This is a genomic window from Streptomyces sp. ICC1, assembly GCF_003287935.1.
In the GTDB taxonomy this organism is placed as follows: Bacteria; Actinomycetota; Actinomycetes; order Streptomycetales; family Streptomycetaceae; genus Streptomyces; species Streptomyces tritrimontium.
Genome location: NZ_CP030287.1, coordinates 3,206,613 through 3,231,581, shown reverse-complemented (window position 1 = coordinate 3,231,581; position 24,969 = coordinate 3,206,613). Strand labels below are relative to the sequence as shown.

Genomic DNA, 24,969 nt, shown 5'->3' with positions numbered 1-24,969 from the left:
CGCGCTGATCCACCGGGGATTACGGGACAGCCCTTAGGCCACCGCACGCCCGGTGGCGCACTTCGCGGAGCGACTGCTTCCCACGGCGCCCGTGGAGGGATGAGAGAAGATGCTGACATGCCAGACAATCCGAAGCGTCCCCTCAGCGAGCTCCACCCGGGCGATCCCGTCCGAGCGACCGTCACGAGCCACCAGCCGTGGGGCATCACGGCGCAGCTGACCGACTACGAGCCGGTCGGCGCCTCACTCGACACCATCCGCCGTGGCGGCGAGCCAGGAGTGAGGATGCTGGCGCGGGACCTCCCGCCGGTGGGAGCGACCGTTGAACTGGTGGTCGGCGCAGTGCGCTCGTGGCACCACGAACCGTGGGTGTGGGTGGATCTCACGAGCATCTGACAGCCGCACGGGCCAACCGTCGCGCCGGACCGCGCGGTGACGGTCGGTGGGACTTTGGTCGTAGGCCCTGGTCGGAGCGGAGATCCGACCAGGGCCCGATGGGGAAACCGCGCCACGGCGCTAGCGTGCTCGGCATGGACACGCACGACGAAAGCGGCGTACTCGACGAAGCGCTGGAACGGCTGCACGCCTCCGGCCCCGAACGGCTGGGCAGGCTCACCAATCACGCCCCGATGGTGGTCGAGACGCTCGCCTCGCGCGGGCAGCCGGGCGCCGTGCACCGCTGGTTGGACCTCTACGAGACGAAGCTCGAGGAGTTCCCCGCCCCCGTGGCTCCCATCGCGGAGGCCGACCGGCACACCGCGCTGGGGGACCCGAGCCGGGCAGCCGACTGGATCGCGTACTTCTCACGAGAGCTCGCCGACCACCCTTGGAGGCAGCTCCTGGCGCTGTGGTGGCCACGGCTGCTGCCCGGGATGTACGGAGGGTCCACCCACCCCGTGATCCGGGTGGGCCACGCGGTGCGCACCCTCATGGAGGGCGGGGAGAGCGCGCCGCGCGTCACCGAACTCGCCCATGGGCTCGGCTACTGGGCCGCCAGGCACCGCCCGCTCTCCGGGATCACCGGGCTCCCCGATGCCGCCGGCGTCGCCGACGGCGCCGACGCCGGCCAAGCCCTGGCCGCGGTCCCGCCGATCAGGGACCCCCGAGGCGGTTTCCCCGACAGGCTGGCCCGCGTCGACCGGCTGCCGGCCTGGGCGGCGGAGGTGTCCGACCCCGACGAGGCGCGACGGAAGCTGGCAGAGCTGGTGCGCGCCGCGACCCACCGCTACGCCACCCACGGCCACGGCGAGGAGACCATGCTGGTCCACGCGGCGACGGCACCCAACGCCGTGCTGCGCACCCTTCCCGCCCTGCCGCGCACCCTCTGGGTCCCGAGCCTGCACGCGGCGTGGACGGCCTCCGCTGCGGTGACCGCGATGTACGCCACGCACGCCCCGATCCCCTACGCGTCGCCGGGGCGCGTCACCGCCGACGAGGTCCTCGAACGCGCCCTCGCCCACGGCGATGAGCACGTCATCAAACTGGCCGACACCGCGATGGACGTGGCCGACGGGCAAGCGTTCGCCGCAGCGCTCCGCGCCATCGAACTCACGGCTCCGAGACGCTAATGCGCTGAACCGACGCGCGGTGCGCCCTGAGGTGCCGGATGGGTCGGCGCGCGGGCGGGAGACTTCCGGGCATGGACGTGGAATCGGTGGCGGTGGAGTTGTACGGGCTGCGGCCGGCGGAGTTCACCGCGGCCCGCGACGCGTACGCGGCCCAGGCCCGCGAGGCTGGCGACAAGCAGCTCGCGGCCCTGATCGCGGCGTTGCGGAAACCGACGGTCGCGGTGTGGACGGCCGGGCTGCTGGCCCGTCGGCGGCCGGAGGAGGCGCGCGGCCTCGTCCAACTCGGCGAGGCGCTCCGCAGTGCGCACCGGACCCTGGACGCGGGGGAGTTGCGGAAGCTGTCGCATGATCAGCACGTGGTGATCGGCGAGCTCGCCCGTACGGCGCGTGCGCTGGCCGCCGAGGCCGGGCAGCCGGTGAGCGGGCCGGTGCTGTACGAGGTCGAGCAGATCCTCCACGCGGTCCTCGCGGATGCCGGCGTTGCCGAGCGGTGGGCGGCGGGCCGGCTGGCGAAGGCCCCGGACGCCGTCTCGGGCTTCGCCGGCCTGGAACCGCTGCCCGCAGCCGCTCTCGCGCGGCGGGAGCAGGCCGCCCGGCCGGCCGGAGCCGCGGCGGAGCGGGTACGGCCCCCGCGACCGGATGCGGACGACGGCCGAGCGGGGGCGGTACGCCGTGAGCGTGCGGAGGCGGTACGCCGTGAGCGTGCGGAGGCGGCCCGGGCGGAGTTGGCCGGGGCCAGGGCGGAGGCGGAGCGCCTGGAGGCGGCGCGGTCCGCCGCGCAGGAGTTGGCGGACCGCGCGGCCGCGGTCGTGGAGGCGGCCGAGGAAGACGTACGGGCAGCGGGGGAGCGGCTGGAGGCGGCGCGGGCCGCCGGCGCGGATGCGGTGGCCGGCCACCGGGAGGCCGGGCGAGCGGCCGAGAAGGCGAAGGCGCGGGTGCGGGAGGCGGCCAGGAAGGCCGAGAAGCTCACCAGCCCCGAGAGGTGAGACGCGGCGCACCCCCTTCGCGCCTCCGCTCCCCGCCTCCGCCCCCGGCCCCGGCGCCAGAGCGGAGCGGAGCGGAGCAAGCTGCGGGATCCACCCGACGGGGGCCGCATTTCTCGCTATTGGTCCAGACCTATTGACCAGCCTCCCCGTCCCTCCTACGATCCGGTCCGGCACAGCCCCACATGTCCCCACCTCACCCAGAGCCGGGCGTCACGCCCCCACGCGCCGGTCCTGTCCATGGCGCTCGGCGGGAAAGGGAGCACACCATGTTCCGTCGGAAGGCACGTAGTCCGCGTCCACGCCCGCAAAGAGCGATCGTGGAACGCATAGCGCAGGTGTACCGGACCGGCCGCGGCAAGCGCGGAACCACCGTCCTGGGCCGCTCCCTCGCCGGGGCGATCGCCACCGCCGTCATCGGCGCCGGCATCGCCGCGGCAGGATCCGTCACGGCCGGGGCCGCCACCGCCAACCTGGTGGCCAACTCCGGATTCGAGAACGGACTCTCCGCCTGGACCTGCTCCGGCGGCTCTGGCGCGGCCGTCAGCAGCCCGGTCCGCTCCGGCGCCTCCGCGCTCAAGGCCACGCCGGCCGGCCAGGACAATGCCCAGTGCACCCAGACCATCAGCGTGCAGCCCAACTCCCCGTACACGCTGAGCGCGTACGTCCAGGGCAGCTACGTCTACCTGGGCGCCACCGGCACCGGCATCACCGGTACGCCGTCCACCTGGACGCCGAACAGCCCGTCGTACAGCCAGCTCAGCGTCAACTTCACCACCGGCCCGAACACCACCTCGGTGACCGTCTACCTGCACGGCTGGTACGGGCAGCCCGCGTACCACGCGGACGACGTGTCGCTCGCCGGCCCCGGCGGCACCCCCACGCCGACCGTCACCCCGCCCACCACCGCGCCGCCGACCACGCCTCCGCCGGGCGAGACCTGCCCCACGAAGCCCAAGCCGTCGGGCAAGGTCCTGCAGGGCTACTGGGAGAACTGGGACGGCGCCTCCAACGGCGTCCACCCCGGCATGGGCTGGGTCCCCATCACGGACAGCCGCATCGCCGCGCACGGCTACAACGTCATCAACGCGGCCTTCCCGGTGATCCTCTCGGACGGCACCGTCCTGTGGCAGGACGGCATGGACGCCACCGTCAAGGTCTCGACCCCCGCCGAGATGTGCCAGGCCAAGGCGGCCGGGGCGACGATCCTGATGTCGATCGGCGGCGCCACCGCGGGCATCGACCTGAACTCGAGCACCGTCGCCGACAAGTTCGTGGCGACCGTCGTCCCGATCCTCAAGAAGTACAACTTCGACGGGATCGACATCGACATCGAGACCGGCCTGACCGGAAGCGGCAACATCAACACGCTGTCCGCCTCCCAGGCCAACCTGGTGCGCATCATCGACGGCGTGCTGGCCCAGATGCCCGCGGGCTTCGGCCTGACGATGGCGCCCGAGACCGCGTACGTCACCGGCGGCAGCGTCACCTACGGGTCCATCTGGGGCTCCTACCTGCCGATCATCAAGAAGTACGCCGACAACGGCCGACTGTGGTGGCTGAACATGCAGTACTACAACGGCAGCATGTACGGCTGCTCCGGTGACTCCTACCAGGCGGGCACCGTGCAGGGCTTCACCGCCCAGACCACGTGCCTGAACAACGGCCTGACCATCCAGGGCACCACCATCAAGGTGCCGTACGACAAGCAGGTGCCCGGCCTGCCGGCCCAGCCCGGTGCCGGTGGCGGTTACATGGCTCCGAGCCTGGTCAGCCAGTCGTGGAACGCCTTCGGCGGTGCGCTGAAGGGGCTGATGACGTGGTCGATCAACTGGGACGGCTCGAAGGGCTGGACCTTCGGCGACAACGTCAAGTCCCTACAGGGCCGTTGACGACCCGCTGATCCCCGTCTGACTTCCCGCGCCCCGGTGCAGCGCTCCGGACGGAGTCCGGTCACCGACCGGCACGCCACCCGGATCCGAGCCCGGGGTGCGGGTAGCCCATGGGCGTGGACCTGGAGAGTGAGGGCGACTCCCGCAAGCGCGGCGGCCACGGGGATCACCTGCCCTGCCATGTCAGCGGCCGAGTGTGGCAGCAGCCGGCACGCCGCGCGGAGCCCGAGCCGATACCGGGGAGTCACCCCGCGGTATCGGCGGGGATCCGCTGTTTCCCGTCGACGGGGAGCCGGACCGTGACGAGGAGACCGCCCGCGGGGCGGGGAGCGAGGGCGAGGGTCCCGCCGTGGGCCCGGACGATGCTGTGGACGATGGCCAGTCCGAGGCCGACACCGGCGTGCTCGTCGGTGCGTACGCGTTCCGTTCCGCGCTGGAAGGGCTCCGTGAGGGTCGCCACCAGCTCCGGTGGGAGCCGACGGCCCGTGTTCTCGACGCTCAGCACGCTCGTGTCGCCGTCCGCCCCGGTGCGGACCGTCACGGTGCCGCCGGCGGGGAGGTTGTGGACGACGGCGTTCTGGACGAGGTTCGTCACCATCCGCAGCAGGAGCTCGGCCGAGCCGCCGGCCGGGGCCGCCCCACCGGTGACGTCGAGCGTGATCAGGCGCTGTTCGGCGAGCGGCAGCAGCGTTTCGGCGGCTTCCTCGGCGAGGAGGGAGAGGTCGACGCTCTCGCGGCGGAAGCTTCCGCCGTCGCCGCGGCTGAGCAGCAGGAGGGCCTCGGTGAGGTCGATCGCCCGCGTGTTGACGGTGTGCAGGCGTTCGATGAGTTCGCCCCGGTCCCGCGCGGGGTCCTTGCGGGCGACGTCGAGGAGCGCCCGCGAGATGGCCAGCGGGGTGCGCAGCTCGTGGGAGGCGTTCGCGGCGAACCTCCGCTGTTCGGCGACGTGGGACTCGAGTTGGTCGAGCATCGAGTCGAACGCGTCGGCGAGTTCACGGAATTCGTCCTGGCGACCCTGCATGCGGATCCTGTGCGACAGGGACCCGCTTCCGGCCCTTCGCGCCGCATCCGTGATCTGCGTGAGTGGTGCGAGCATCCGGCCGGCGAGGACCCATCCCCCCAGGAGGCCGAACACGAGCAGGCAGGCCAGCGCCGCGGCCGCGGCCGGGGCGAAGGTGTGCAGGAGCAGGTAGCGGTTGGGCGAGATCCCGAGAAGGCCCTGGGAGTTGTCGGGCACGTACCGCAGCAGGAACACCCACACCACGGCCAGCAGGAGGGTGCTGGCGAGGAGCAGGAATCCGACGTAGCTGAGGGTGAGTTTCAGTCGGGCGCTGAGCCCCGCGCGTCTACGCACCCGTGGCCCCGCCCGTGTCGATCCGGTAGCCGACGCCGGGCACCGTGGCGATGACCCAGGGTGCGCCGAGCCGTTTGCGCAGGGCGGAGACGGTGATGCGCACGGCGTTGGTGAGGGGGTCGACGTTCTCGTCCCAGGCCCGTTCCAGCAGCTCCTCGGCGCTGACGACCCCGCCCTCGGCGGCGACGAGGACTTCCAGCACGGCGAACTGCTTGCGGGTGAGCGCGACGTACCGTCCGTCGCGGAAGACCTCCCGGCGGAAGGGGTCGAGCCGCAGACCCGCGATCTCGCGGACCGGGGGCCGGGCGTACACGCGTCGGCGGTCGAGCGCCCGCAGCCGCAGGACGAGCTCCCGCAGCTCGAACGGTTTGGTGAGGTAGTCGTCGGCGCCCAGCCCGAACCCGGAGGCCTTGTCGTCGATCCGGTCGGCGGCGGTGAGCATGAGGATCGGGATCCCGCTGCCGGAGGCGACGATGCGCCGGGCCACCTCGTCACCCGAGGGGCCGGGGATGTCGCGGTCGAGGACCGCGAGGTCGTAGGAGTTGACGCCGAGCAGCTCCAGGGCGGAGTCGCCGTCGCCGGCGATGTCGGCGGCGATCGCCTCCAGCCGCAGTCCGTCACGGACCGCCTCGGCCAGGTAGGGCTCGTCCTCCACGATCAGTACGCGCATGCCCGAAGCCTAAACAGCGCACCGTATCGCCGACGTATCGAAAGCCGCGGGCACACCCGGCACCCGGCCCGGCTCAGCCCGTCGGGGCCAGCGCGGGGCGGGGCCGGTCCGACGGCGCCCGCGCCGCGGTGCGCCACCAGCGGCGCGACGCCAGTGCGGCCAGCGCGGCGCCGGCCGCGTTGACCAGTACGTCGTCCACGGAGGACACCCGGTCCAGCCACAAGACGTACTGCGCGACCTCGACCAGGACCGAGCAGCCCGCCCCGAGCAGCAGGATCCGCGGCACGGACGCCAGCGCCGCGAACCGGATCGGGGCGAAGAACCCCAGCGCCGCGAAGACCAGCAGGTTGCCGATGATCCCGATCGGCCCCATCGTGACCAGGTCCCGCAGCGGTACCAGGCTCACCCGGCCGGGGACGATGCCGGCCCCGGCGCCCGGCATCATGGTCATCCATATCCACGGCACGGTCCCGTGGACCATGCCGACCTCGGCCAGCGACATCCGCCACGCCGATGCGCGGCCCCCGGCGGCACGCCGCACGCGAGCCAGAGCCCACACCACGAGGGCGGCCAACGGCAGCGCGACCAACGTCATGAGCACCACGCCGTTGAACGTGTCGAAGCAGCCGTGCCACCGCCCTGACACGCACACCGGAGCGGACATCATGAGCGGCCGCCGCACGAGGAACGCGGCGCCCGCCATGCCGCCGAGGACCGCCAGGCTGAGGAGCACGATCCCGCGCGGGCGGCGGGGCGGTGCCGACAGGGATGCGTCGTGGTTCATGCCCCCATTGAAGACGAAGGGCCGTTGTGGCGGCGTATCCGATTTTCGGTACGCCCGCGATACACGGACCCCGGCTTCGAGCGACACGACGGGTCACGGGTGGACCGGGAACGCCGCCTGAAAGGCCAGGCGACCGGCGGCGTCCGCGCCGAGGCGCGCGAGCAGGTCGTCGAGCGCGAGGTACTCCTCCCACGGCTCCCGCCCCGCCGCCCCGGCCAGCACCCGAACGAGCCTGTCCTCAAGGTCGGGTACGCGCTTGTCCTTCCACACCTTGTCGGCCGTGCTGACGAGCAGGTCTTCGATGGTTACGGCCGGTCCGTCCCAGCTCGCGTGGCTGGCGGCGAACCGGGCGAGGGCCGGCGCGAAGCCATGGGCCAGGAGCAGGCCGCGGCCGGCGGCCTCGTGTGCCGAGCCGGGCCCGGCGAGCTCCTCGGGGTGCAAGGTCTTGCCCACGTCGTGGGTCGCCGCGCCGAAGAGGACAGCGTCGCGGTCGACGGGCAGAGCCGGGTAGCGGGCCCGTACCCAGTCGACCAGTTCGGCTGCGACGTCGTGGACCGCGCGCAGGTGCGCCGCCAACCTGGGTGGGGCCGCCAGGGAACGAAGGAGTTCCGCCACCACGGGCGGCAGCGGGCGCAGGGGCGGCTCGCCCGGGGCGTCGAGGGCACGGGCCAGGAGGTCCGAGGGCGTCGTGGTCATCCCGGTGACGCTACCGGTACCCGGTGGCGCCACCGGCGCCGTCGATGTGACGCGTATCGCTCTCCGGGTGTTTCGGATCGGGCATGCGCGATCATGATCGGCATGGACGCTCGTTTCCTCGGCATCTCCGATCTGGTCGAAGTCCCGCCCGTGGCGGTCGTGGTCGACGTCATGCGCGCTTTCACCGTGGCTGCCTGGGCCTTCGCCCGGGGTGCGGAGAAGATCGTTCTCGCTGAGTCGCTGGACGAGGCCTTGGCGCTCAAGGATCGCCACCCGGACTGGGTGGCGATCAAGGACGGTCCGGCCGCGCCCGGGTTCGACGCCGTCAACTCCCCCGGCCTGCTGCGCTCCATGGACCTCGGCGGACGGACCGTCGTGCAGAAGACCACGGCAGGGACGGTCGGCGCCCTCGCGGTCAAGGACGCGCCGCTCGTGCTGTGCGCGGGCTTCGTGGTGGCGGAGGCAACGGCCCGGCTCTTGCGGACGCGCGGGAGTGACCGTGCGACGTTCGTGGTCACCGGCGAGGACGGGCAGGCGGACGAGGACCTGGCGTGCGCCCAGTACATCGCCCGCAGGGTCATCGAGGCGGAGACGGACGCTGCCGAGTTCCTCCGCCGAGCTGCCGAGTCGCGCGCCGCGGCCGAACTGGCGCAAGGGGTGCGCGAAGGAGTCCACCCCGACGACGTCGCGCTCTGCCTGGAGGTCGACCGGTTCCCCTTCGCCATGGTGGCGACCCTGGAAGGCTCGCTCATGGTCCTGCGCCCACACCTGATGCCCGAACTGACTGCGCGGCCCGTCGCCTGATCGCCGGTGAGACCCCGGCCCCCGGCCTCGGCACCGGAGGCCCGCATGTCAGAAGAGTCGGGTCGAACGAGCGAGTGACTGCATGACGTGGCCGGCCGGTTTCCTGCCCTCGCCGATCCGCGGAACCCGTGCCGCTCACCCGGGCCCGGCGACTTCGCCTGCTCCGCCGAACACCAGGCGAAGCCGATGCAGCGCCCGAGCCGCCGTGCGGACCGAGTCGCGGACTTCGGGGCCGGCTCGCGGCTGACGCCGGGGGTCAGCGCGCGCGTACGCCCTCGATGGCGATCGCGATCAGGGTGTCGGCCTCGGCCAGGCCGTCGGTGCCAGGCCGTCGGTGTCCTGCTCGGTGGCCGGCGCGATGGCGCCGACCAGCTTCAGCACCTGGGTGATGGTGATCTCGGGGCGCACGGCGCCTGCCGCTCGGGCGAGGGCGACGGCCCAAGCCCCGGTCCACCGTGCCGTGAAACCGCGAGCCGTGCGCACGCCATGGCGTCCCGCGGGATCAAGGATGTCAAGCGGTGCGCTTGTGGATCGCGCCGAGGTAGTGGCGTTCGCGATCGGACACGTGGTCGTCGCGGCGGGGTGTGAAGAACACCGCGCAGACGTCCGCGGGTCGGGTCAGGATGCTCGACTGCTCTCCGAACGTGAGGCGGTCGTTGACGTAGTGGCGGCAGCCGACGGCATCGAGGCCCGCGATCAGGTCTTCTCGGAGCACCGTGGACGGGTAGGACTCCGAATCCCGCAGGACCAGGGGCGGCACCTTGGTCGTCGAGCCCGGCCGGAGGCTGATCGAGATGCCGCTGACGGCGCGCTGGGTGACGGCCAGCTCCAGGCCGTCCCAGGCGTACGGGTAGCCGTCGATGTCCGGCATCATTTGAATGGCGGGGTGGGGGCGTCCGGGGCCCAGGAGTTCCTCGGCCTCGGTCAGCGGCATGCCGCAGTGAAGCGGGCCGATACGGCCGGTCCGGGCGAAGTCGACGAGCACGTTCATCAAGGTCACGACCGTGACTCTGGCATCTCCTCGTGGTGGCCCGCATCCGGATATCGACCGTCGCACCGTACATCTCGGTGACCGAGCCCCGCTTCGCCGCGGGGATCGATCTGACGAGGACGCCCCGCGGGCCTGCCGCCGCTCCGGTGGCGTGGCCAACCGCCCTACGCGCGGGGCGCCCCCTCGGGCGTCTCCTCGTACGCCCCCGAGGGTGTCGGCCAGATGCCGCCGAGCAGGAGCCGTAGTTGTCCGGCGAGCCGGGTGGCGTCGATCGCCCCGGGTGAGCTGAGCGCGAGGCGCGCGAAGTGTTCCGCGGAGGCGACCAGGGCATGGGCGAGGACCTCGGGATCTGGCGCGGGTGCGGGCGCGGGAGCCGACGCCGGCGCGGGCCCGTCCGCGGCAGCCGCGGCGGACTCCATCCACGAGACGACCCTGCGCCGGAACCGCTCCCGGTCCGCCTCGATGCGTGCGTGGACGGCCGGGGGAGTGGTCGCCGGGGTCAGCAGGATCAGGCGCCAGGTGTCCGGGTCCTCCCGCAGCATGGCGGCCATCCGGTGCACCGCCTCGCAGGCGAAGCCGACCGGGTCGCCGGTGCGGAGGGGGTCGGGGACGGTCGCCAGCAGGCGGGTGAAGGCGCGCTCCTGCTGCCGGTCGAGCAGGGCGAGCAGCAGCGCGTCGAGGTCGTCGAAGGCGCCGTAGACCACGGACCGCGCGACCTGCGCCCGCTTGGCGATCGCATCGATCGAGACCCTGCCGTAACCGTCGCTCACGATCAAAGCGAGGGCCGCGTCGAGCAGTTGCTCCCGCCGCTCGGTGATCGGGACGCGCGGAGCGTACGGGCGCCGCCTGCGCGGCCTGTCGGTGGGAGACGTCGGTGTCGACACCTTGGCATCTTACGACAACCGTGTCTTAATTTACGACAGTACTGTCTTATTGGGGGAGCGGCATGCGCCCGCCGCCACGGACACGAGGGAGGGGCCTCATGGCCCGGCTGAACGGCAAAGAGGTCGAACCGCACGAGGACTACGGGTTCTTCGGTCCCGGATCGGTGGTCTGGAAGGTGTGGAGCTACCCGACGGCGCCCACGGTGGGCTTCCAGCGATCCGTGGTGGTCGAGGAACTCGATCCGCCGCTGGTGGCCGCGGTCCACGGCACCCAGGGCATCTACGACCGCACCCGCACCCGCTACGACCGCACCCTGCGCTACTTCGCCATGGTGGCCTTCGCCGGCTCGGAGCAGGTGTGCAGGGCCGCCGATGTCCTGGTCAAGATCCACTCGAAGGCCATCGGCGAACTCCCGTACGGCGAAGGCACTTACGACGCCAACGACCCCGCCTCGCAGCTGTGGATACAGCTCACCGGCTGGCACTCGATCCTCTACGCGTACGAGAAGTACGGGCCCGGCAAACTCACCGCGGAGGAGGAGAAGGAGTACTGGGAGGCCTGCGCGCTCGCCGCGGAGCTCCAGACGTGCTCGCCCGACGACGTCCCGCGCGACCGCGCCGGAATCCGGGCGTACTTCGAGACCATGCGCCCGCGGCTGTCGGCCAGCCCCATCGCCCGGCAGGCCATGAACCACCTCCTGAACACCGATCTCGTTCTCCCGCCGACCCCGTGGTGGATGAAGCCCGCGCGGATGGTCGTGGCCAGGACGCACCGCATCGCCACCATCGCCACCATGCCGCGCTGGATGCGGGAGATGGCGCAGATCCGGCAGTCGCGCGTCCTGGACGTGCTCGTCGTACCGGTCATGCGGATGTCCTTCGCGCTGGCCCACCTCAACCCCCGGGTCGAACTCTTCCTCCTGGGGATGCTCTCGCCCTCCACGGTCAAGGTGGTCGCGCCCATCAAGCTCGGCGTACCTCCCCGCACCAAGGAGGTCCTCACTCCCGAGCAGGCCCGCACCCGCCACGGCTACGCGAAGCCCGCCGAGGCCCACGCCGAGTTCCGGGCACGCCAAGCCGAACGCGTCTTCGGCGACGGAAAGGCCCCGAGCGACCAAGGCCTCATCGAATCCCAGGACGTACTCGGCCCCCTGGCTTGACGCAGGTCCGGAACCCACGCCGCGCCCCGCCGGAGGCGGTGGCGGGTGCGGTGGACGCGTGCGCTGCGTCGCTCGACGAGGCCGAGCCACCGATCCACGCCGCCTCGCCCTCCGGTCAAGGTGTGGTCGGACGGAGGTGTATGCGTGCGGTGAGCAGCTGCACGTTGTAGACGGAAAGCGGACGAATTGGTTCTGCGGGTCGGTGTTGCTCGCCTCCGCGTTGGGGTCCGCCGGGTCGAAGACCACCACGGACTGGGACCAGGGGCCTTGTGGGCGGCGTGCCGTGCGCACGTGGATCGCCTCGAACGGATCCCCGGGGTTGCTGGGGCCCATGTTGGCCTGCAGTCAACGATGGATCCTCGGGTGCCAGGTCACGGACACTTCGCCCTGCCCCCCGAGTCCGGGGATGACCTCGGTCGGTTCTTGTCCGGAGTCCAGCAAAGCCGTTGCGGTTCGCCAGTTCGCCGGTCCTGCACCGTCCGCTGGTGCTCCGTCGAGGAAGTACCACCAGGTGGCGGGGTCGGGGACCGGTTGAACGCCGAGTGGGTCGAGCGTGCAGAAGGCCAGGTGCACGGAGCTCGCGTGGTACTGGCTCGTGGAGAACATCACCAGACCGTCTCCCGTCGCTACGGGCAAGCCGGGCAAGGCGGCGCAGGAGACGACGGTCGGCGAGACGTGCGTCAGCCATCGCCCCGCCGGCCAGAGCCTGACGCGGCTGCCGCTGCCCTGGTGGACCGCCTGGCGCGCGCTGGACAAGGCCGGCGCGACCCGGCCCCGCCGCCCCGTGGTGTTCGAGTGCGTCGGAACGCCGGGCATGCTCGACGGGATTCTGGCCGCCGCGCCCATGCACGCCCGCGTCGTGGTCGTCGGCGTCTGCATGGGGTCCGACAGGATCCGCCCCTCGCTCGCGGTGAACAAGGAACTCGACCTTCGATTCGCCGTCGGGTACACGCCGTTGGAATTCCGGGACACCCTCCACGCCCTCGCCGACGGCACCCTCGACACAGCAGCCCACCTCGTCACCGGCCGCGTGGGACTGGCGGGCGTCCCGGCCGCTTTCACCGCCCTGGACCATCCCGAAGCCCATGCCAAAATCCTCATCGACCCCGCCCTCGCCACAGAACGGATCCAAACGCCGCACGACGAGCCCGCCCTGCCGTAGGACGGCGGGGATTGGCGGTGGCATTGGAGGTGGCATTGGCGGTGGGATGGCGAAGGATATTGCGATCGTCACTCTATTACCGCATCCGGATTACTCGTGATCATCGTCGAGTTCTTTCGTGCTTATGATTCCCGCTCTATGAAAGAAAGCCGAAATCACCGTTCGTTATGTGATTCAGCCGATGTGGTCGTCCTCGGCGCGGGCCCCGCCGGCCTGCTGCTCGGGAATCTCCTGCTCGCCGCCGGCATCGACTGTGTCGTCCTCGAACGCGCCGCTCGCTTACACGTCCAGACCCGGGCCCGGGCCGGGTTCCTCGCGCCGAACACCGTACGGATCCTGGACCGCCACGGCCTCGCCGACGGGCTGCACCGCGACGGACGTACGCACGGCACCTGCGAGTTCCGCACCGCTGACGGCCGCTTCCGCCTCGACTACGGAACCCTCGGCCGGCGCGAGCAGCACACCGTCTACCCGCAGCAGAACCTGGTGACCGACCTCCTGACGCGCTACCTCGACGCCGGCGGGCGCATCCGCTTCCACACCGAGGCGCTCGCCGTCCACGACGCCGACGGCGCCCGGCCCCACGTCACCACCCGCGAGCCGGACGGGCGCCCCACCCGGTGGGACGCCCGGTACGTCGCCGGCTGCGACGGCCGGCACGGAGCCGCCCGCCGCTCGCTGCCGCCCGGCGCGCTGCGCCATCACCACGACCTCGGCGTGAGCTGGCTCGGCCTGCTGGCCGAAGCCCCGCCCAGCCTGGACGCCGTCGGCTACGCCGTCCACGACCGCGGCTTCGCCGGCCACATGGCCCGCAGCCCCCAGGTCACGCGCTACTACCTCGAGTGCCCGCGCGGCGCCTCCGCCGACGCCTGGTCCGAGGAGCGGATCTGGGACGAACTCGACCTGCGGATGCGCGCCGCGGAGCACGGCCCGCTGCGCAGGGGGCCGATCATCGAGCGCGGCGTCGTCGACCTGGCGTGCGACGTGGTCGAACCGCTGCGCCACGGCTCGCTCCTGCTGGCAGGCGACGCGGCGAGCCTGACCGCCCCGGCCGCCGCGAAAGGCGCGAACCTCGCCGTCCTGGAGGCGGAGATCCTGGCCGGAGCCCTGGCCGAGGCCCTCACCGGCGGGGACGACGCCGCTCTCGACCGCTACTCGGCGCAGTGCCTGGCGTACATCTGGCGCGCACAGGAGTTCACCCAGTGGATGACGGGGCTGCTGCACGCGACCCCCGGCCAGGACCGCTCAGGCGGATCGTTCTTTCACGCCTCCCTGCGGCGCGCCCGCCTCGACTCCCTGCGCACGTCCCGCGCGCACCAGGACTGGTTCGCGGAGAACTACGTCTGTCTCTCATACACATCCGAATACACATCCGCCGCTGCCCCCGTACCGACTGTCGGGCGCCGGAAGATCAAAAAAAAAAACTAACAGAACATTTTCCTGATGCGCCCGATGGTTGTTTGCGTTTATCTCCGAGTCTTCTTCTTATCAACATCTACCGCTTTCTCACGCCTGGGCGGGGACCACGCCGTCGGCGATCAGGCCCGCGAGGACCGCCTCGCCAACGGCGATCACCGCCGTCTGGGGGCGGATCATCACGGTGATCTCGCTGATCAGGCCCCCGGGCGCGAGGTGCAGCATGTCGATGCCGTGCACCTGCCTGCCGGTCACGACGGTACGGAAGGGCAGCACGGTCGCGGGGCCCTCGGCCCCGTCCGGGCCGGTCTCGGCGCTGCCCTCGAAGCGGCCGACGTAGTGGAAGTCCTCGAAGGTGCGCAGCAGGACGCGGAAGAGGGCCAGCACCGCCGGCTTGCCCTCGAACGGCTTCGACTTCACCGGGCTGTTGAGCCGGACGTCATCGGTGAACAGCAGGTCCAGGGCGGCGAGGTCCTGGCTGTGGACGGCGGAGCGGAACCGGTCGGCGGCGCTCGTGCCCGTGTCTGTGCCCGGGTCCGCGCTCGTGTCCGCGCTCGTGTCGGTACTCATGAGGACTCCTCGATAGTCACCGATGTGATTAGTCAGATTCTTGACTATCATGGCCGGGGCGTCCTGAGAAGACGCCGCCGTGCACAGACCCCGACCCGAGGAGGCGGACCGATGGCTTTGCGTCACGCCGTACTGGCGGCCCTGCTCGACGAGGAGCTGAGCGGCTACCAGCTGGCCAAGGCGTTCGGCACGGGCGTGGCCAACTTCTGGCACGCCCTGCCCCAGCAGGTCTACGCCGAGCTGGCCAAGCTGGAGCAGGACGGGTTCATCGCCGGCCGCGAGGTGGTCCAGGACACCCGGCCCAACAAGCGCCTGTTCCAGGTCACCGCCACCGGGCTGGCCGAGTTGGAGCGGTTCACCGCCACCTCCACCAAGCCCTCCTTCATCCGCGACGACCTGCTCGTGAAGGTCCAGGCCGCCGACCACGTCGACACGCAGTCGTTGATCGACCAGCTCGCGGAGCGGACCGCCTTCGCCGACTCCAAGATCGAGCTGTTCGGCGCCCTGCTGCGCACGATGCGCGCAGAGCGGTCCGAGGAGGAGTTCCTGCGCCACGGCGAGCGCATCGGCCCGTACCTCACCTGCCTGCGCGGCCTGGAGTTCGAGCGGGCCAACCGGGCCTGGTACGAGCGCACCACGACCATCCTGAACGAGAGGCGGAGCGACCGTGCCGGTCGATGAGTGCAACCAGCGGAACCAGACGGACCGGCCGGACCCGAGCGGGGACGGCCGCCGCGGGACGCGCTACGTGGCTCTCGGCGACAGTCAGACCGAGGGCGTCGGCGACGGCGACGACCGCACCGGCCTGCGCGGCTGCGCCGACCGGCTCGCCGAGCTGATCGCGGCGTACGAACCCGGTGCCCACTACGCCAACCTGGCCGTACGGGGCCGGCTCGCGGCGGGGGTGCGCGAGGGCCAGCTCGGGCCCGCCCTCGCGCTGCGCCCCGACCTGGCGACCGTGGTCGCCGGGATCAACGACGTGCTGCGGCCCCGGTTCGACGCCGACGAGACCGCCGGGCACCTGGAGGCGATGTTCGCCGCGCTCACCGCGCAGGGCGCCCGCGTCGCCACCGTCACCTTCCCCGACATCGCCAAGCTCGTGCCGATCGCCAAGGGCGCGGCCCCGCGCGTCGACGCCCTCAACGAGCGGATACGGCAGGCGGCGGGCCGCCACGGGGTGGCCGTCGCCGACTTCGCCCGGCACGAGGCGTCCACCGACCCCCGGATGTGGAGCCAGGACCGGCTGCACGCCTCGCCGCTCGGCCACGCGATGATCGCCGGCGGTGTCGCGCACGCCCTGGGGCTGCCCGGCAGCGACGACTCCTGGACCCGCCCGCTGCCCGGTCCGCCGCCGGCCGCCCCGGCGGGCCTGCGGGGCATCGCCGGGGAGCTGCGGTGGGCCGTCGGGTTCGCCGGGCCCTGGATCGGCCGCCGGCTGCGCGGGCGCTCCTCCGGCGACGGGCGCACGGCGAAGCGTCCCGACCTGCTTCCCGTCCGCGGCAGCCGCGTGAGCCCCTGACAGGGGTGATGGTGCGTCAGGCGCGGGCGATGACCTCGCCGTTCAGGACCGAGAACCAGGCGTCGGGGGACGCGCCCCACGTGTGCCAGGCCTCCGCGACGGCCGTCAGCTCCGCCTCCGTCGCGTGGCCGCCGCCCGTCGCGATCCCGGCGTACGCCGAAGCCGTCGTGCGGTCCGCCCACAGCGAGGACCACCACGCGGCCTCCTCCTCGGTCGCGTAGCACCACGAGGTCGCCGTGCAGGTCACGTCCGTGAAGCCCGCCGCCCGCGCCCACGCGCGCAGGCGGCGTCCGGCGTCGGGCTCGCCGCCGTTGGCGCGGGCGACCTGCCGGTACAGGCTCAGCCACTCCTCCAGCCCCGGGGTCCGCGGGTACCAGGTCATCGCCGCGTAGTCCGCGTCCCGCACGGCCACGATCCCGCCCGGCCGGCACACGCGGCGCATCTCGCGCAGCGCCTGGACGGGGTCGCCGACGTGCTGCAGCACCTGGTGGGCGTGGACCACGTCGAAGGAGTGGTCCGGGAAGTCCAGCGCGTGGACGTCGGCCGTGGCGAACCCGATGGTGGCCAGGCCCCGTTCCTTCGCGTACGCGGCGGCCTGCTCCACCACGTCCGGCGCCGCGTCCACCGCCGTGACCCGGCCCCCCGGGCCCACCAGCTCCGCCAGGTCGGCCGTGATCGTGCCCGGACCGCAGCCCACGTCCAGGACGGCCATGCCCGGGCGCAGCTCGCCGATCAGGTACGCGGCGGAGTTCCGCGCGGTGCGCCAGCGGTGCGAGCGCAGCACCGACTCGTGGTGTCCGTGGGTGTAGACCGCGGTCTCGTGCGCGGCGGCCGTGGCATCAGTGGCATCCGTGGCGTTCATGGGCCGTGGCTCCTTCGTCGTCGAAGTGCTGTCGAATCCGTTGGTGCCACCGTAAGTGATCAGTTCGCCATCTGAGATACGCGTTTTGACATGTGGACACCGTCCTTGCGGGACAAGGCGATGGGGAAGGTCGGTGGCAGGGAACGGCAGGTGCGAGGAGAGTGAAGCCCGGGGGAGTGGACCACCCCGGCGAAGGACGGTGAGATCGATGCCGGACCCGCTGCTCGACACGCACGCCGAAGCGCTCAGGCTCTTCGGCGCGTACGTGCACGCAGTCTCGGAGACCCAGTGGGACGCGCCGACCCCCTGTGGTGAATGGAGCGTGCGCGACCTGGTCAACCACGTCACCGCCGAACAGCTTTGGATACCGCCGCTGGTCACCGACGGCCGCACCGTCGAGGACATCGGCAGCACCTACTCCGGTGACGTCCTCGGCACGGACCCGGCCGAGGCCTGGGACCGGGCCTCGGCTGCCGCGCACGCCGCCTTCGAGATCCCCGGGGCGCTGGAGCGCACCGTCCGGCTCTCGTACGGGCCCGCGCTCGGGTCGGCGTACTGCTCGGAGCTGACCGCCGACTGCGTCGTCCACACCTGGGACCTCGCGCGCGGCCTGGGCGCCGACGACCGGCTGCCGGACGGCCTCGTCGAGTTCTCCATCAAGGAGGTCATGCCCTACGCCGACGGGCTGGCGTCGAGCGGCATGTACGCGCCGCCGCTGGACGTGCCGGCCGGGGCGAACGCCCAGACCAGGCTGCTCGCGCTGCTGGGGAGGGACGGCTGACCGCTCCGGCTGGCCCCTCCGGCTGGCCGGTCGCCCCCCGGCCGCCTTCGGCCACGACGGGCGACTGCGGACAAATAACCGTATAAAGGCAGGGTTGGCGAGCGCGGGACGGCAGGAAGAGGTGGCGCGCGGTGTCGGGGATCCAGCGCACGACGGCCGAGGGCCGGGGTCCGGTCCGCTACGGCCCGCCCGCGCCCCAGCCGGGCCTGCCCGTCCTGCCCGAGCTCACGGCCGTCCTCGCCGCGGCCGCCTGGCGTTCGGCTCCGGAGCCCCCGGGCGGCGGAGTCCCCGTACGGGCCGCCGCGGCCCGGCACTGGGGCCGGCGCGGCCTGCCGACCGACCCCGACCACGTGGCCGCCGGACCCGGGGCGCCGGCGCTGCTGCTCGCGCTGCTCGGCGCGTACGGCGGCGACGTCATGCTGCCCCGCCCCTGTCCCGCCTGGTGGACGCCGCAGGTCCGACTGCTGGGACGGCGGGCCTATCACGTCCCGACCCCGGCCGAGTGCGGCGGCGTACCCGACCCGTACGCCCTGCTGGAGACCGTGCGCCGGGTGCGCGCGGAGGGCGGCGACCCGAGGGTGCTGCTGCTGTCCGTGGCCGACGACCCGACGGCCACCGTGCCGCCGCCCGAGCTGGTGCGGGAGGCCTGTGAGGCCGCCGCGGCGGCCGGGCTGTTCGTCGTCAGCGACGAGACCTGGCGCGACACCGTCCACCGGCCGCACGACACGCTCGTCCTCAGCCCCGCCGAGATGCTTCCCGCCGAGACCGCGGTCCTGCTCGACCTGTCCGGCGCGCTGCTGCCCGCCGGCTGGCCCGCGGCCGTCGTCCGCTTCCCCGGCACCCCGCACGGCACCTGGCTGCGGGCCCGCACCCTCGACGTGCTCACCGCGACCGGCGGCTTCGTCGCGGGCCCCGTCGCCGGAGCCGCCGCGCACGCCCTCGACGAGCCCGCCGCCGTCGCCGGGCGCGCCGCCTCGGCCGCCGGCCTGCACGGTGTGGTGGCCGCCGCCGCGCACCGGGAGCTGCTGGACGTCGGCGCGCTGGCCAGGCCCCCGCAGGCCGGCCGGCACCTGTACGCCGACCTGACGCCCCTGCGCGCGGGGCTGGCCCGCCTCGGCGTCGGCGACGCGATGGAACTGGAGGACTGGCTGGGCGGCCGGCTCGGCGCGCCCACGCCCGGCGGGCAGCGGTTCGCGGACGAGCCGGTGGCCCTGCGGGTCCGGCTGTCGACCGGGCCGCTGCTGGGCGCCGGCCCGGAGGAGCGGCTCGCCGCGCTCACCGCCGCCGACCCCCTCGAACTTCCGCACGTGCGGGGCTCGCTGGACCGGCTCCGGGCGGTCCTGGCCGGGCTGTCCGACTGACGCACCCGACCGCACCGCACCGCACCCGACCGAACCGCACCCGACCGCACCCGACCGCACCGCACCCGACTCCCGCCGGTGAACGGAGACTTCTCGATGAGGGATCAGACGGACGCACCCGCGGCGGCCGCCCGTACGGGTTCCCGCGCGGCCGGTCCCGCCGCCGGAGTCCCGGGCGCCCCGGTACGGCCGGCGCCACCCGGACCGGTGGCGCGCCCGCCCGGCGAACACCGGCTGTGGCCGCGCTCGTTCGCGGACCGGCTGACCACACCGCTGCCAGGGCTCCGCGCGTTCGCCCGCCTCGCCCGCGAGGGCGCCTTCCGGCCCGGCCCCGAGGGGCTGCGCGGCATCCCCGACCTGCCGTACGAGCCGGCCCCGCTGCCCGCCGTCGCGGCCGGGACGGTGTCCGTCACCTGGGCCGGGCACGCCAGCTGGATCCTGCGGATCGGTGGCCTGACCGTACTGACCGACCCCGTCTGGTCGCGGCGGATCATCGGAACCCCGGCGCGGATGACCCCCGTCGGGGTGCGGTGGGAGGAACTCCCGCCGGTCGACGCCGTGGTGATCAGCCACAACCACTACGACCACCTGGACGCGCCGACGCTCAAGCGGCTGCACCGCCACACCGCCCTCTTCGTCCCGGCCGGGCTCGCCCGCTGGTGCCGGCGCCGCGGGTTCACCCGGGTCACCGAGCTCGACTGGTGGGAGTCGGCCGAACTGTGCGGCGTGCGCTTCGAGTTCGTCCCGGCGCACCACTGGTCGAAGCGGTCCCTGATCGACGCGTGCCGCACGCTGTGGGGCGGCTGGATCCTCACCGAGCCGCGGGCCGGGACGCCGAAGAAGGTGTACTTCGCGGGCGACACCGGATACGGGCACTGGTTCGGCGAGATCGGCCGCCGTCACCCGGGGATCGACCTCGCGCTGCTCCCCATCGGGGCCTACGCGCCGCGCTGGTGGCTGCGCGATGTCCACGCGGATCCGGAGGAGGCGGTGCAGGCCCACCTCGACCTCGGGGCGAAGCGGATGGCTCCCATGCACTGGGCGACCTTCGCCCTGTCCGCGGAGCCGGTGATGGAGCCCCTGCACCGGGTGCGGGCCGCCTGGGCGCGTGCGGGGCTGCCCCGCGAGTCCCTCTGGGACCTTCCGATCGGGAGCTCCCGAGCCCTGTGCTCCTGACGCGCACCGGCCGGCCGGAGCCCGCGGAGCCCGCAGGACCCGCGCCCCGCGTCAGCCGTGGAGGCGGCGCCACAGGGCGGGGGCCGTGCTGACGAGGAGGGTCAGGGCCACCGCCAGGGCCACGCCCTTCCAGGGGTCCGAGAAGAGGGAGCCGCCCAGGATGCCGATCAGGCCGTAGGACGCCGCCCAGGCCAGGCAGGCCGGGGCGTCGCCGCGGGCGAAGCGGCGGAGCGGGAGCTCCGCCAGGAGGCAGGCCAGCATCACCGGGATCCGGCCCGCCGGGACCAGGCGGGAGACCACCAGGACCAGTACGCCGTGCTCGTCCAGCTTCCGCTGGGCCTGGGCGAGGCGTTCGGGGGTCGCTCGGCGGCGCAGGTCCTCCAGCCGGCGCGAGCCGCCCCGCGAGCGCACCCCGCGCCCGCCCAGCCAGTACAGCGCCAGGTCCCCGGCGAACGCCGCCAGGGAGGCGACCAGGAAGACGAGCGAGAGCGTCAGGGCCGGAGTCCCCTGGTGGAGCGCGACCACCGCCGCCGAGCTCACCAGCGCGCCCGTGGGAATGACCGGGACCAGCGCCCCGACCGCTACCAGCACGAACAACGCCGGGTATCCGACGGCCTGTTGCGTCGTCTCCGGCGGGACCTGGCCGGCCGCCGCCGCGAAGCCGTGCAGGGTCGAGGACACCGTCACGGCAGCCGCATCCGCTCGCCGTGCGCCGGAACGCGTACCGTCACCTTCGGCGCCTCGCGCCGCGCGCACCGCACGAACTCCTCGCCCGGCGCGTGGAACTCGTGCGGCCGCACCGCGTCCATGCCCACCGGCCAGTACGTGCCCCAGTGCACCGGAACCGCCGCCGCCGGCGCCAGCAGCGCCAGCGCCCGCGCCGCGCCCGCCGCGTCGAGGTGCCCCGGACCCAGGTACGGCCCCCAGCCGCCCACCGGCAGCAGGGCCACGTCCACCGGCCCGACCTCGCCGGCCATCGAGTCGAACAGCCCGGTGTCGCCGGCGAAGTAGGTCCGGGCCGATCCTTCGACCACGAAGCCGAGCGCGGGCGCGCGCTGCGGGCCGAGCGGCAGCCGCCGCCCGTCGTGCCGCGCGCTGACCGCCCGGACCCGGACCCGCGCGCCCCCGGCTCCACCGCCCACCGTCACCGCGTCGCCCGGCCCCATCTCCGTGACGGCCAGCCCGCGCACCCGCGCGAGCCTGGCCAGCCCCGGCACCGCCCGCGGCGCCCCGCGGGGGACCAGCAGCCGGGTTCCGGGCGCCAGTCGCGCCAGCGACGGCAGGTGCAGGTGGTCGGCGTGCAGGTGCGAGACGAGCACCGCGTCCGCGACCGCGGCCTCCGGCGGGGGCACCGCCCCGCGCCGCCGCCGCAGGTGCGCGAGCCGGCGTGCGAACAGCGGGTCCGTCAGCAGCCGGACGCCGGAGTCCTCGACGGTGCACGTGGCATGGCCCCACCAGGTGATCTCCACCGGTACCCGGTCTCCCTCCCTCGTCCCGCTCCCGTCGAGCCTAAAGGCTGCCCCGCGGATCCGCCCGGAACCGTCGGATCCGCCCGGAACCGGGACTCCACGCCCCCTCCTCCCCGGCGGCGGATCGGAGTAGGGTCGGGCGGCATGGATGAGCTGCGCGTGGCCGCGATCGCCAGCCTGGCCCCGCTCGAAGATCTGGACGCCGATCCCTTCGCCGTCGACACCCGGAGCCAGCACGCCATGTGCGCCCGCTGGGCCGTCGGCCGGGGCTACGTGGTGACCCGCCAGCTCCTGGTCTACGGGCTGCGCGCCGACCACTGCGGGCTGTGGAACGACGTCGACGCCGGCCGCGTCGACCTGTTCGTCACCGCCAACCACCGGGTGCTGGCCCGCGCGCTGCGCTCCGTGGAGGAGTTCACCGCCGAGTGCGAGCGGCGCGGCGTACGGCTGGAAACCGCCGGTCTCGCCGAGCCGCAGTACACCTCCGCGATGAAGGCCGAGGTGCACCGCCGGCTCTCCATGCCGACCGCCGGCTACGACGGCACCTAGTGCTGTGACCGGAAAGGTCCACCGGGTCGCGGCGCCCGGCGCACGACCGGCCTCCCGCCGCGCCCGCAGCCGCCTCCCGTACGCACATCCGCCACCCGTGTCATCCGCACGGGCGGGCCCCGTTGTGCGAGCCTGGAAGCGTGGGACGGGGGCCCGGCGGCGCGGTGCGGGCCACGGCGTGAGGCGGGTGCGGGCGTGTCGCGAGGCCGGTGGCGGAATGCGGGCAGCGCCCTGGTGCGGGTGCTCATCGTGTGGGCGGTGTCCACCCTGACCATGCTCGTCCTGGCGGGCGGCCTCCCCGATTTCCGGCTCCAGGCCGGCGGCGACCAGGACAGCATCACGCAGATCGGCCTGACGGCCGCCGTCGGCGCCGGCGCGTTCGGTCTGCTGAGCGCGCTCGTGTGGCCGGTTCTCGTCCGTGCCCTGCTGCTCGTGCCCGCCCTGGTGCTCGGCCTGCTGGTCTTCTTCCTCAACGGCTCCCTGCTGCTGATAGCGCTCAGCCTGATCCCCGACGGGCGCGGCCAGGTCGCCCCCGAGACGGCGGTCGTCGTCGCCGCCGTGATGTCCGCGGTCGCGTCCGCGACCTCCACCGCGCTGGCCGTACGGGACGACGGCGCCTACCGGCGCAGGCTGTACCGGCTCGCCGACCGCCGCCGACGCCGCCAGCGCCGCGAGGGGCGGCCCGGCGCCGGCGAGGCCGCGCCCGGCCTGGTCTTCCTCCAGCTCGACGGGGTCGGGTACGAGGTGCTGCGCCACGCGGCGGGCAGCGGTTTGATGCCGACGGTGGCCGACTGGCTCGACCGCAGCCACCGCGTCACCTCCTGGCGGACCGACTGGTCCAGCCAGACCGGCGCCAGCCAGCTCGGCATCCTGCACGGCTCCAACTTCGACGTCCCGGCTTTCCGCTGGTACGAGAAGGACACCGGCGAGGTGGTGGTCTGCAACCGGCCCACCAGCGCCGCCGAGCTCCAGCGGCGCGCGATCGAGCGCACCGGCGACGGCGGCCTGCTCACCCTCGACGGCGCCAGCCGCGGCAACCTCTTCAGCGGCGGCGCGGACCAACTGGCCCTCGTCCTGTCCGTGTCCGCGCGGCGGGGTCGGGACAACCGCTCCCGCGCGGGCTACTTCGCGTACTTCTCCGACCCGGCGAACGCGGTCCGCACCGCGCTCTCCTTCGTGGCCGAAGTGGCCCGGGAGATCACCCAGTCGGTACGCGGCCGCCTGCGCGGGGACATGCCGCGCATCGCCCGCGGCGGGCTCTACCCGCTGATCCGGGCCTTCGCGACGGTGGTCGAGCGGGACGTCGTCGTCGCCGCGGTGATCGGCGACATGCTCGCCGGGCGCGCCGCGGTCTACGCCGACCTCGTCGGCTACGACGAGGTCGCCCACCACTCGGGGCCGCGCGCCCGCGACACCGACCAGGTGCTCGCCCGCCTCGACCGCAGCCTCGCCCTCATCGCGCGGGTCGCCGAGCACGCGCCCCGGGAGTACCGGATCGTGCTGCTCTCGGACCACGGCCAGAGCCCGGGGGAGACCTTCCTGGGCCGGTACGGCCTCACCCTGAAGGACCTGGTGCGGGCCGGCTGCGGGCTGCCGGTGTCCCGGCGGGCCGGCCGCACCCACAGCGGGGCGGAGGCGCGGGCCGCCGTACGGGCCGCCCTGCACCGGCCGGTCGAGGAGGAGGGCGAGGAGGCGCACCCCGGGCCGGGCCCGGACCCGGTGGTGCTCGCGTCCGGCAACCTCGGGCTGATCTCCTTCCCGGACCTGCCCGGGCGGGCGTCCCGGGCGCGGATCGAGCGGGCCCACCCGGCGCTGCTGACGACCCTGGCGAACCACCCCGGGGTCGGGTTCCTGCTGGTCGACGGGGTGGTGCTGGGGCCGGCCGGGGCCGAGGCACGGTTGGACGAGCCCGGTGCGGCGGAGGAACTGCTGGCCCGCTTCGGGCCGGGCGCGGCGCGGGCGGTGCGGCGGACCGACACCTTCCCGCACGTGGCGGACGTGATGGTGAACTCGGCGTACGACCCGGAGACGGGCGCGGTGCACGCCTTCGAGGAGCAGATCGGCTCGCACGGCGGCCTCGGCGGGGAGCAGGGGCACCCGTTCCTGATGTGGCCGGTGGAGCTGTCCGAGCCGGTCCGGGAGCCGGGCGGCGAACTGGTGGGCGCGGAGGCGGTGCACGGGGTCCTGCGCCGCTGGCTGCGCGAGGCGGACGGCCCGCAGGTCCCCGTGTCCGTGTCCGAGGAGCCGCGGCGGACGGCCCCCACCGCCGGGGTGCTTCCCTCCGCGGCCCTGCCCGTACCGGACGAGAACCGCTGATC

Annotated in this window: 25 protein-coding genes and 2 pseudogenes; 16 read left to right on the top strand and 11 right to left on the bottom strand. The window is 73.5% G+C overall.

The window, feature by feature from the left end:
• Window positions 1–117 precede the first annotated feature (117 nt).
• From DRB96_RS15335 to DRB96_RS46275, 5 genes and pseudogenes are all read left to right on the top strand, one after another.
• Window positions 118–396: a hypothetical protein gene (locus DRB96_RS15335; protein WP_112448978.1), complete on the top strand. Its 279-nt coding sequence runs from the start codon at window positions 118–120 to the stop codon at window positions 394–396.
• Window positions 397–530: 134 nt separating this feature from the next.
• Window positions 531–1,568: a questin oxidase family protein gene (locus tag DRB96_RS15330; RefSeq protein WP_112453435.1), complete on the top strand. Its 1,038-nt coding sequence runs from the start codon at window positions 531–533 to the stop codon at window positions 1,566–1,568.
• 71 nt (window positions 1,569–1,639) lie between these two features.
• Window positions 1,640–2,554 carry a hypothetical protein gene (locus DRB96_RS15325; protein ID WP_112448977.1) on the top strand — a complete coding sequence of 305 codons (915 nt, stop codon included), beginning with the start codon at window positions 1,640–1,642 and terminating at the stop codon, window positions 2,552–2,554.
• Between the two features lie 182 nt (window positions 2,555–2,736).
• Window positions 2,737–3,360: pseudogene (locus DRB96_RS46280) on the top strand (carbohydrate binding domain-containing protein); the annotation flags it as partial.
• 126 nt (window positions 3,361–3,486) lie between these two features.
• Window positions 3,487–4,443: pseudogene (locus DRB96_RS46275) on the top strand (chitinase); the annotation flags it as partial.
• Window positions 4,444–4,687: 244 nt separating this feature from the next.
• Here the strand turns inward: DRB96_RS46275 and DRB96_RS15310 are convergent.
• The 4 genes from DRB96_RS15310 to DRB96_RS15295 all read right to left on the bottom strand — a co-directional run bounded on the left by DRB96_RS15310 (window position 4,688) and on the right by DRB96_RS15295 (window position 7,947).
• The gene (locus DRB96_RS15310) at window positions 4,688–5,797 is read right to left on the bottom strand and encodes a HAMP domain-containing sensor histidine kinase (protein WP_112448976.1); all 1,110 of its coding nucleotides are present in this window, start codon (window positions 5,795–5,797) and stop codon (window positions 4,688–4,690) included.
• Window positions 5,790–6,467, bottom strand: coding sequence for a response regulator transcription factor (locus DRB96_RS15305; protein ID WP_112448975.1), 678 nt, complete (start codon window positions 6,465–6,467; stop codon window positions 5,790–5,792). The genes DRB96_RS15310 and DRB96_RS15305 overlap by 8 nt, the downstream gene beginning before the upstream one ends.
• Before the next feature lie 73 nt (window positions 6,468–6,540).
• On the bottom strand, window positions 6,541–7,251 hold the full coding sequence (locus DRB96_RS15300; RefSeq protein WP_112448974.1) for a VanZ family protein: 711 nt from the start codon (window positions 7,249–7,251) through the stop codon (window positions 6,541–6,543).
• Between the two features lie 93 nt (window positions 7,252–7,344).
• Window positions 7,345–7,947 (bottom strand): HD domain-containing protein, encoded by a 603-nt coding sequence (locus DRB96_RS15295; protein ID WP_112448973.1) that lies wholly within the window; start codon window positions 7,945–7,947, stop codon window positions 7,345–7,347.
• A gap of 102 nt (window positions 7,948–8,049) precedes the next feature.
• Here DRB96_RS15295 and DRB96_RS15290 point away from each other — a divergent pair, with 102 nt between their 5' ends.
• A complete protein-coding gene (locus tag DRB96_RS15290; protein WP_343234519.1) occupies window positions 8,050–8,751 on the top strand; it encodes a 2-phosphosulfolactate phosphatase in 702 nt (233 codons plus the stop codon).
• Window positions 8,752–9,042: 291 nt separating this feature from the next.
• Here the strand turns inward: DRB96_RS15290 and DRB96_RS42960 are convergent, their stop codons facing one another.
• The 3 genes from DRB96_RS42960 to DRB96_RS15280 all read right to left on the bottom strand — a co-directional run bounded on the left by DRB96_RS42960 (window position 9,043) and on the right by DRB96_RS15280 (window position 10,626).
• Entirely contained in the window at window positions 9,043–9,234 is a 192-nt protein-coding gene (locus DRB96_RS42960; protein ID WP_162688753.1) for a hypothetical protein, read from the bottom strand.
• A gap of 28 nt (window positions 9,235–9,262) precedes the next feature.
• A complete protein-coding gene (locus DRB96_RS15285; protein ID WP_239516874.1) occupies window positions 9,263–9,742 on the bottom strand; it encodes a hypothetical protein in 480 nt (159 codons plus the stop codon).
• Window positions 9,743–9,906: 164 nt separating this feature from the next.
• On the bottom strand, window positions 9,907–10,626 hold the full coding sequence (locus DRB96_RS15280; RefSeq protein WP_112448970.1) for a helix-turn-helix domain-containing protein: 720 nt from the start codon (window positions 10,624–10,626) through the stop codon (window positions 9,907–9,909).
• Between the two features lie 98 nt (window positions 10,627–10,724).
• Here DRB96_RS15280 and DRB96_RS15275 point away from each other — a divergent pair, with 98 nt between their 5' ends.
• The 3 genes from DRB96_RS15275 to DRB96_RS15265 all read left to right on the top strand — a co-directional run bounded on the left by DRB96_RS15275 (window position 10,725) and on the right by DRB96_RS15265 (window position 14,376).
• A complete protein-coding gene (locus DRB96_RS15275; RefSeq protein ID WP_112448969.1) occupies window positions 10,725–11,786 on the top strand; it encodes an oxygenase MpaB family protein in 1,062 nt (353 codons plus the stop codon).
• A 553-nt stretch (window positions 11,787–12,339) separates the two neighbouring features.
• The gene (locus DRB96_RS15270; protein WP_112448968.1) at window positions 12,340–12,948 is read left to right on the top strand and encodes a hypothetical protein; all 609 of its coding nucleotides are present in this window, start codon (window positions 12,340–12,342) and stop codon (window positions 12,946–12,948) included.
• A 183-nt stretch (window positions 12,949–13,131) separates the two neighbouring features.
• Window positions 13,132–14,376 (top strand): 4-hydroxybenzoate 3-monooxygenase, encoded by a 1,245-nt coding sequence (locus tag DRB96_RS15265; protein ID WP_112448967.1) that lies wholly within the window; start codon window positions 13,132–13,134, stop codon window positions 14,374–14,376.
• A gap of 78 nt (window positions 14,377–14,454) precedes the next feature.
• On the opposite strand, the gene DRB96_RS15260 is transcribed toward DRB96_RS15265, so the two are convergent.
• Window positions 14,455–14,934 (bottom strand): nuclear transport factor 2 family protein, encoded by a 480-nt coding sequence (locus DRB96_RS15260; protein WP_112448966.1) that lies wholly within the window; start codon window positions 14,932–14,934, stop codon window positions 14,455–14,457.
• A gap of 111 nt (window positions 14,935–15,045) precedes the next feature.
• Here DRB96_RS15260 and DRB96_RS15255 point away from each other — a divergent pair, with 111 nt between their 5' ends.
• A complete protein-coding gene (locus tag DRB96_RS15255) occupies window positions 15,046–15,615 on the top strand; it encodes a PadR family transcriptional regulator (protein WP_112448965.1) in 570 nt (189 codons plus the stop codon).
• A 67-nt stretch (window positions 15,616–15,682) separates the two neighbouring features.
• The gene (locus tag DRB96_RS15250; protein WP_239517873.1) at window positions 15,683–16,453 is read left to right on the top strand and encodes an SGNH/GDSL hydrolase family protein; all 771 of its coding nucleotides are present in this window, start codon (window positions 15,683–15,685) and stop codon (window positions 16,451–16,453) included.
• Between the two features lie 16 nt (window positions 16,454–16,469).
• Here DRB96_RS15250 and DRB96_RS15245 read toward each other — a convergent pair whose 3' ends face one another.
• Window positions 16,470–17,315 (bottom strand): methyltransferase domain-containing protein, encoded by an 846-nt coding sequence (locus DRB96_RS15245; protein ID WP_112448963.1) that lies wholly within the window; start codon window positions 17,313–17,315, stop codon window positions 16,470–16,472.
• A 208-nt stretch (window positions 17,316–17,523) separates the two neighbouring features.
• On the opposite strand from DRB96_RS15245, the gene DRB96_RS15240 reads away from it, so the two are divergent.
• The 3 genes from DRB96_RS15240 (at window position 17,524) to DRB96_RS15230 (ending at window position 20,633) form a co-directional block, all read left to right on the top strand.
• A complete protein-coding gene (locus DRB96_RS15240; RefSeq protein ID WP_112448962.1) occupies window positions 17,524–18,096 on the top strand; it encodes a TIGR03086 family metal-binding protein in 573 nt (190 codons plus the stop codon).
• A 140-nt stretch (window positions 18,097–18,236) separates the two neighbouring features.
• The gene (locus DRB96_RS15235; RefSeq protein WP_112453434.1) at window positions 18,237–19,457 is read left to right on the top strand and encodes an aminotransferase class I/II-fold pyridoxal phosphate-dependent enzyme; all 1,221 of its coding nucleotides are present in this window, start codon (window positions 18,237–18,239) and stop codon (window positions 19,455–19,457) included.
• A gap of 96 nt (window positions 19,458–19,553) precedes the next feature.
• Window positions 19,554–20,633, top strand: a complete 1,080-nt coding sequence (locus tag DRB96_RS15230; protein ID WP_112448961.1) for an MBL fold metallo-hydrolase — start codon at window positions 19,554–19,556, stop codon at window positions 20,631–20,633.
• A 51-nt stretch (window positions 20,634–20,684) separates the two neighbouring features.
• Here the strand turns inward: DRB96_RS15230 and DRB96_RS15225 are convergent, their stop codons facing one another.
• Entirely contained in the window at window positions 20,685–21,320 is a 636-nt protein-coding gene (locus tag DRB96_RS15225; protein ID WP_204357730.1) for a VTT domain-containing protein, read from the bottom strand.
• On the bottom strand, window positions 21,317–22,102 hold the full coding sequence (locus DRB96_RS15220) for an MBL fold metallo-hydrolase (RefSeq protein ID WP_112448960.1): 786 nt from the start codon (window positions 22,100–22,102) through the stop codon (window positions 21,317–21,319). The genes DRB96_RS15225 and DRB96_RS15220 overlap by 4 nt, the downstream gene beginning before the upstream one ends.
• 144 nt (window positions 22,103–22,246) lie before the next feature.
• Here DRB96_RS15220 and DRB96_RS15215 point away from each other — a divergent pair, with 144 nt between their 5' ends.
• Together DRB96_RS15215 and DRB96_RS15210 are read left to right on the top strand one after the other, a co-directional pair.
• Window positions 22,247–22,651, top strand: coding sequence for a hypothetical protein (locus tag DRB96_RS15215; protein WP_112448959.1), 405 nt, complete (start codon window positions 22,247–22,249; stop codon window positions 22,649–22,651).
• A 195-nt stretch (window positions 22,652–22,846) separates the two neighbouring features.
• Complete coding sequence (locus DRB96_RS15210; RefSeq protein ID WP_112448958.1) at window positions 22,847–24,967, top strand: phage holin family protein; 2,121 nt, start codon at window positions 22,847–22,849, stop codon at window positions 24,965–24,967.
• Window positions 24,968–24,969: the final 2 nt, after the last annotated feature.

Coding starts and splice junctions, on each gene's coding strand:
- DRB96_RS15335 (WP_112448978.1), top strand. CDS start 118: ATGCCAGACAATCCGAAGCGTCCCCTCAGCGAGCTCCACCCGGGCGAT.
- DRB96_RS15330 (WP_112453435.1), top strand. CDS start 531: ATGGACACGCACGACGAAAGCGGCGTACTCGACGAAGCGCTGGAACGG.
- DRB96_RS15325 (WP_112448977.1), top strand. CDS start 1,640: ATGGACGTGGAATCGGTGGCGGTGGAGTTGTACGGGCTGCGGCCGGCG.
- DRB96_RS15305 (WP_112448975.1), bottom strand. CDS start 6,467: ATGCGCGTACTGATCGTGGAGGACGAGCCCTACCTGGCCGAGGCGGTC.
- DRB96_RS15300 (WP_112448974.1), bottom strand. CDS start 7,251: ATGAACCACGACGCATCCCTGTCGGCACCGCCCCGCCGCCCGCGCGGG.
- DRB96_RS15295 (WP_112448973.1), bottom strand. CDS start 7,947: ATGACCACGACGCCCTCGGACCTCCTGGCCCGTGCCCTCGACGCCCCG.
- DRB96_RS15290 (WP_343234519.1), top strand. CDS start 8,050: ATGGACGCTCGTTTCCTCGGCATCTCCGATCTGGTCGAAGTCCCGCCC.
- DRB96_RS15285 (WP_239516874.1), bottom strand. CDS start 9,742: ATGAACGTGCTCGTCGACTTCGCCCGGACCGGCCGTATCGGCCCGCTT.
- DRB96_RS15275 (WP_112448969.1), top strand. CDS start 10,725: ATGGCCCGGCTGAACGGCAAAGAGGTCGAACCGCACGAGGACTACGGG.
- DRB96_RS15260 (WP_112448966.1), bottom strand. CDS start 14,934: ATGAGTACCGACACGAGCGCGGACACGAGCGCGGACCCGGGCACAGAC.
- DRB96_RS15255 (WP_112448965.1), top strand. CDS start 15,046: ATGGCTTTGCGTCACGCCGTACTGGCGGCCCTGCTCGACGAGGAGCTG.
- DRB96_RS15245 (WP_112448963.1), bottom strand. CDS start 17,315: ATGAACGCCACGGATGCCACTGATGCCACGGCCGCCGCGCACGAGACC.
- DRB96_RS15240 (WP_112448962.1), top strand. CDS start 17,524: ATGCCGGACCCGCTGCTCGACACGCACGCCGAAGCGCTCAGGCTCTTC.
- DRB96_RS15230 (WP_112448961.1), top strand. CDS start 19,554: ATGAGGGATCAGACGGACGCACCCGCGGCGGCCGCCCGTACGGGTTCC.
- DRB96_RS15215 (WP_112448959.1), top strand. CDS start 22,247: ATGGATGAGCTGCGCGTGGCCGCGATCGCCAGCCTGGCCCCGCTCGAA.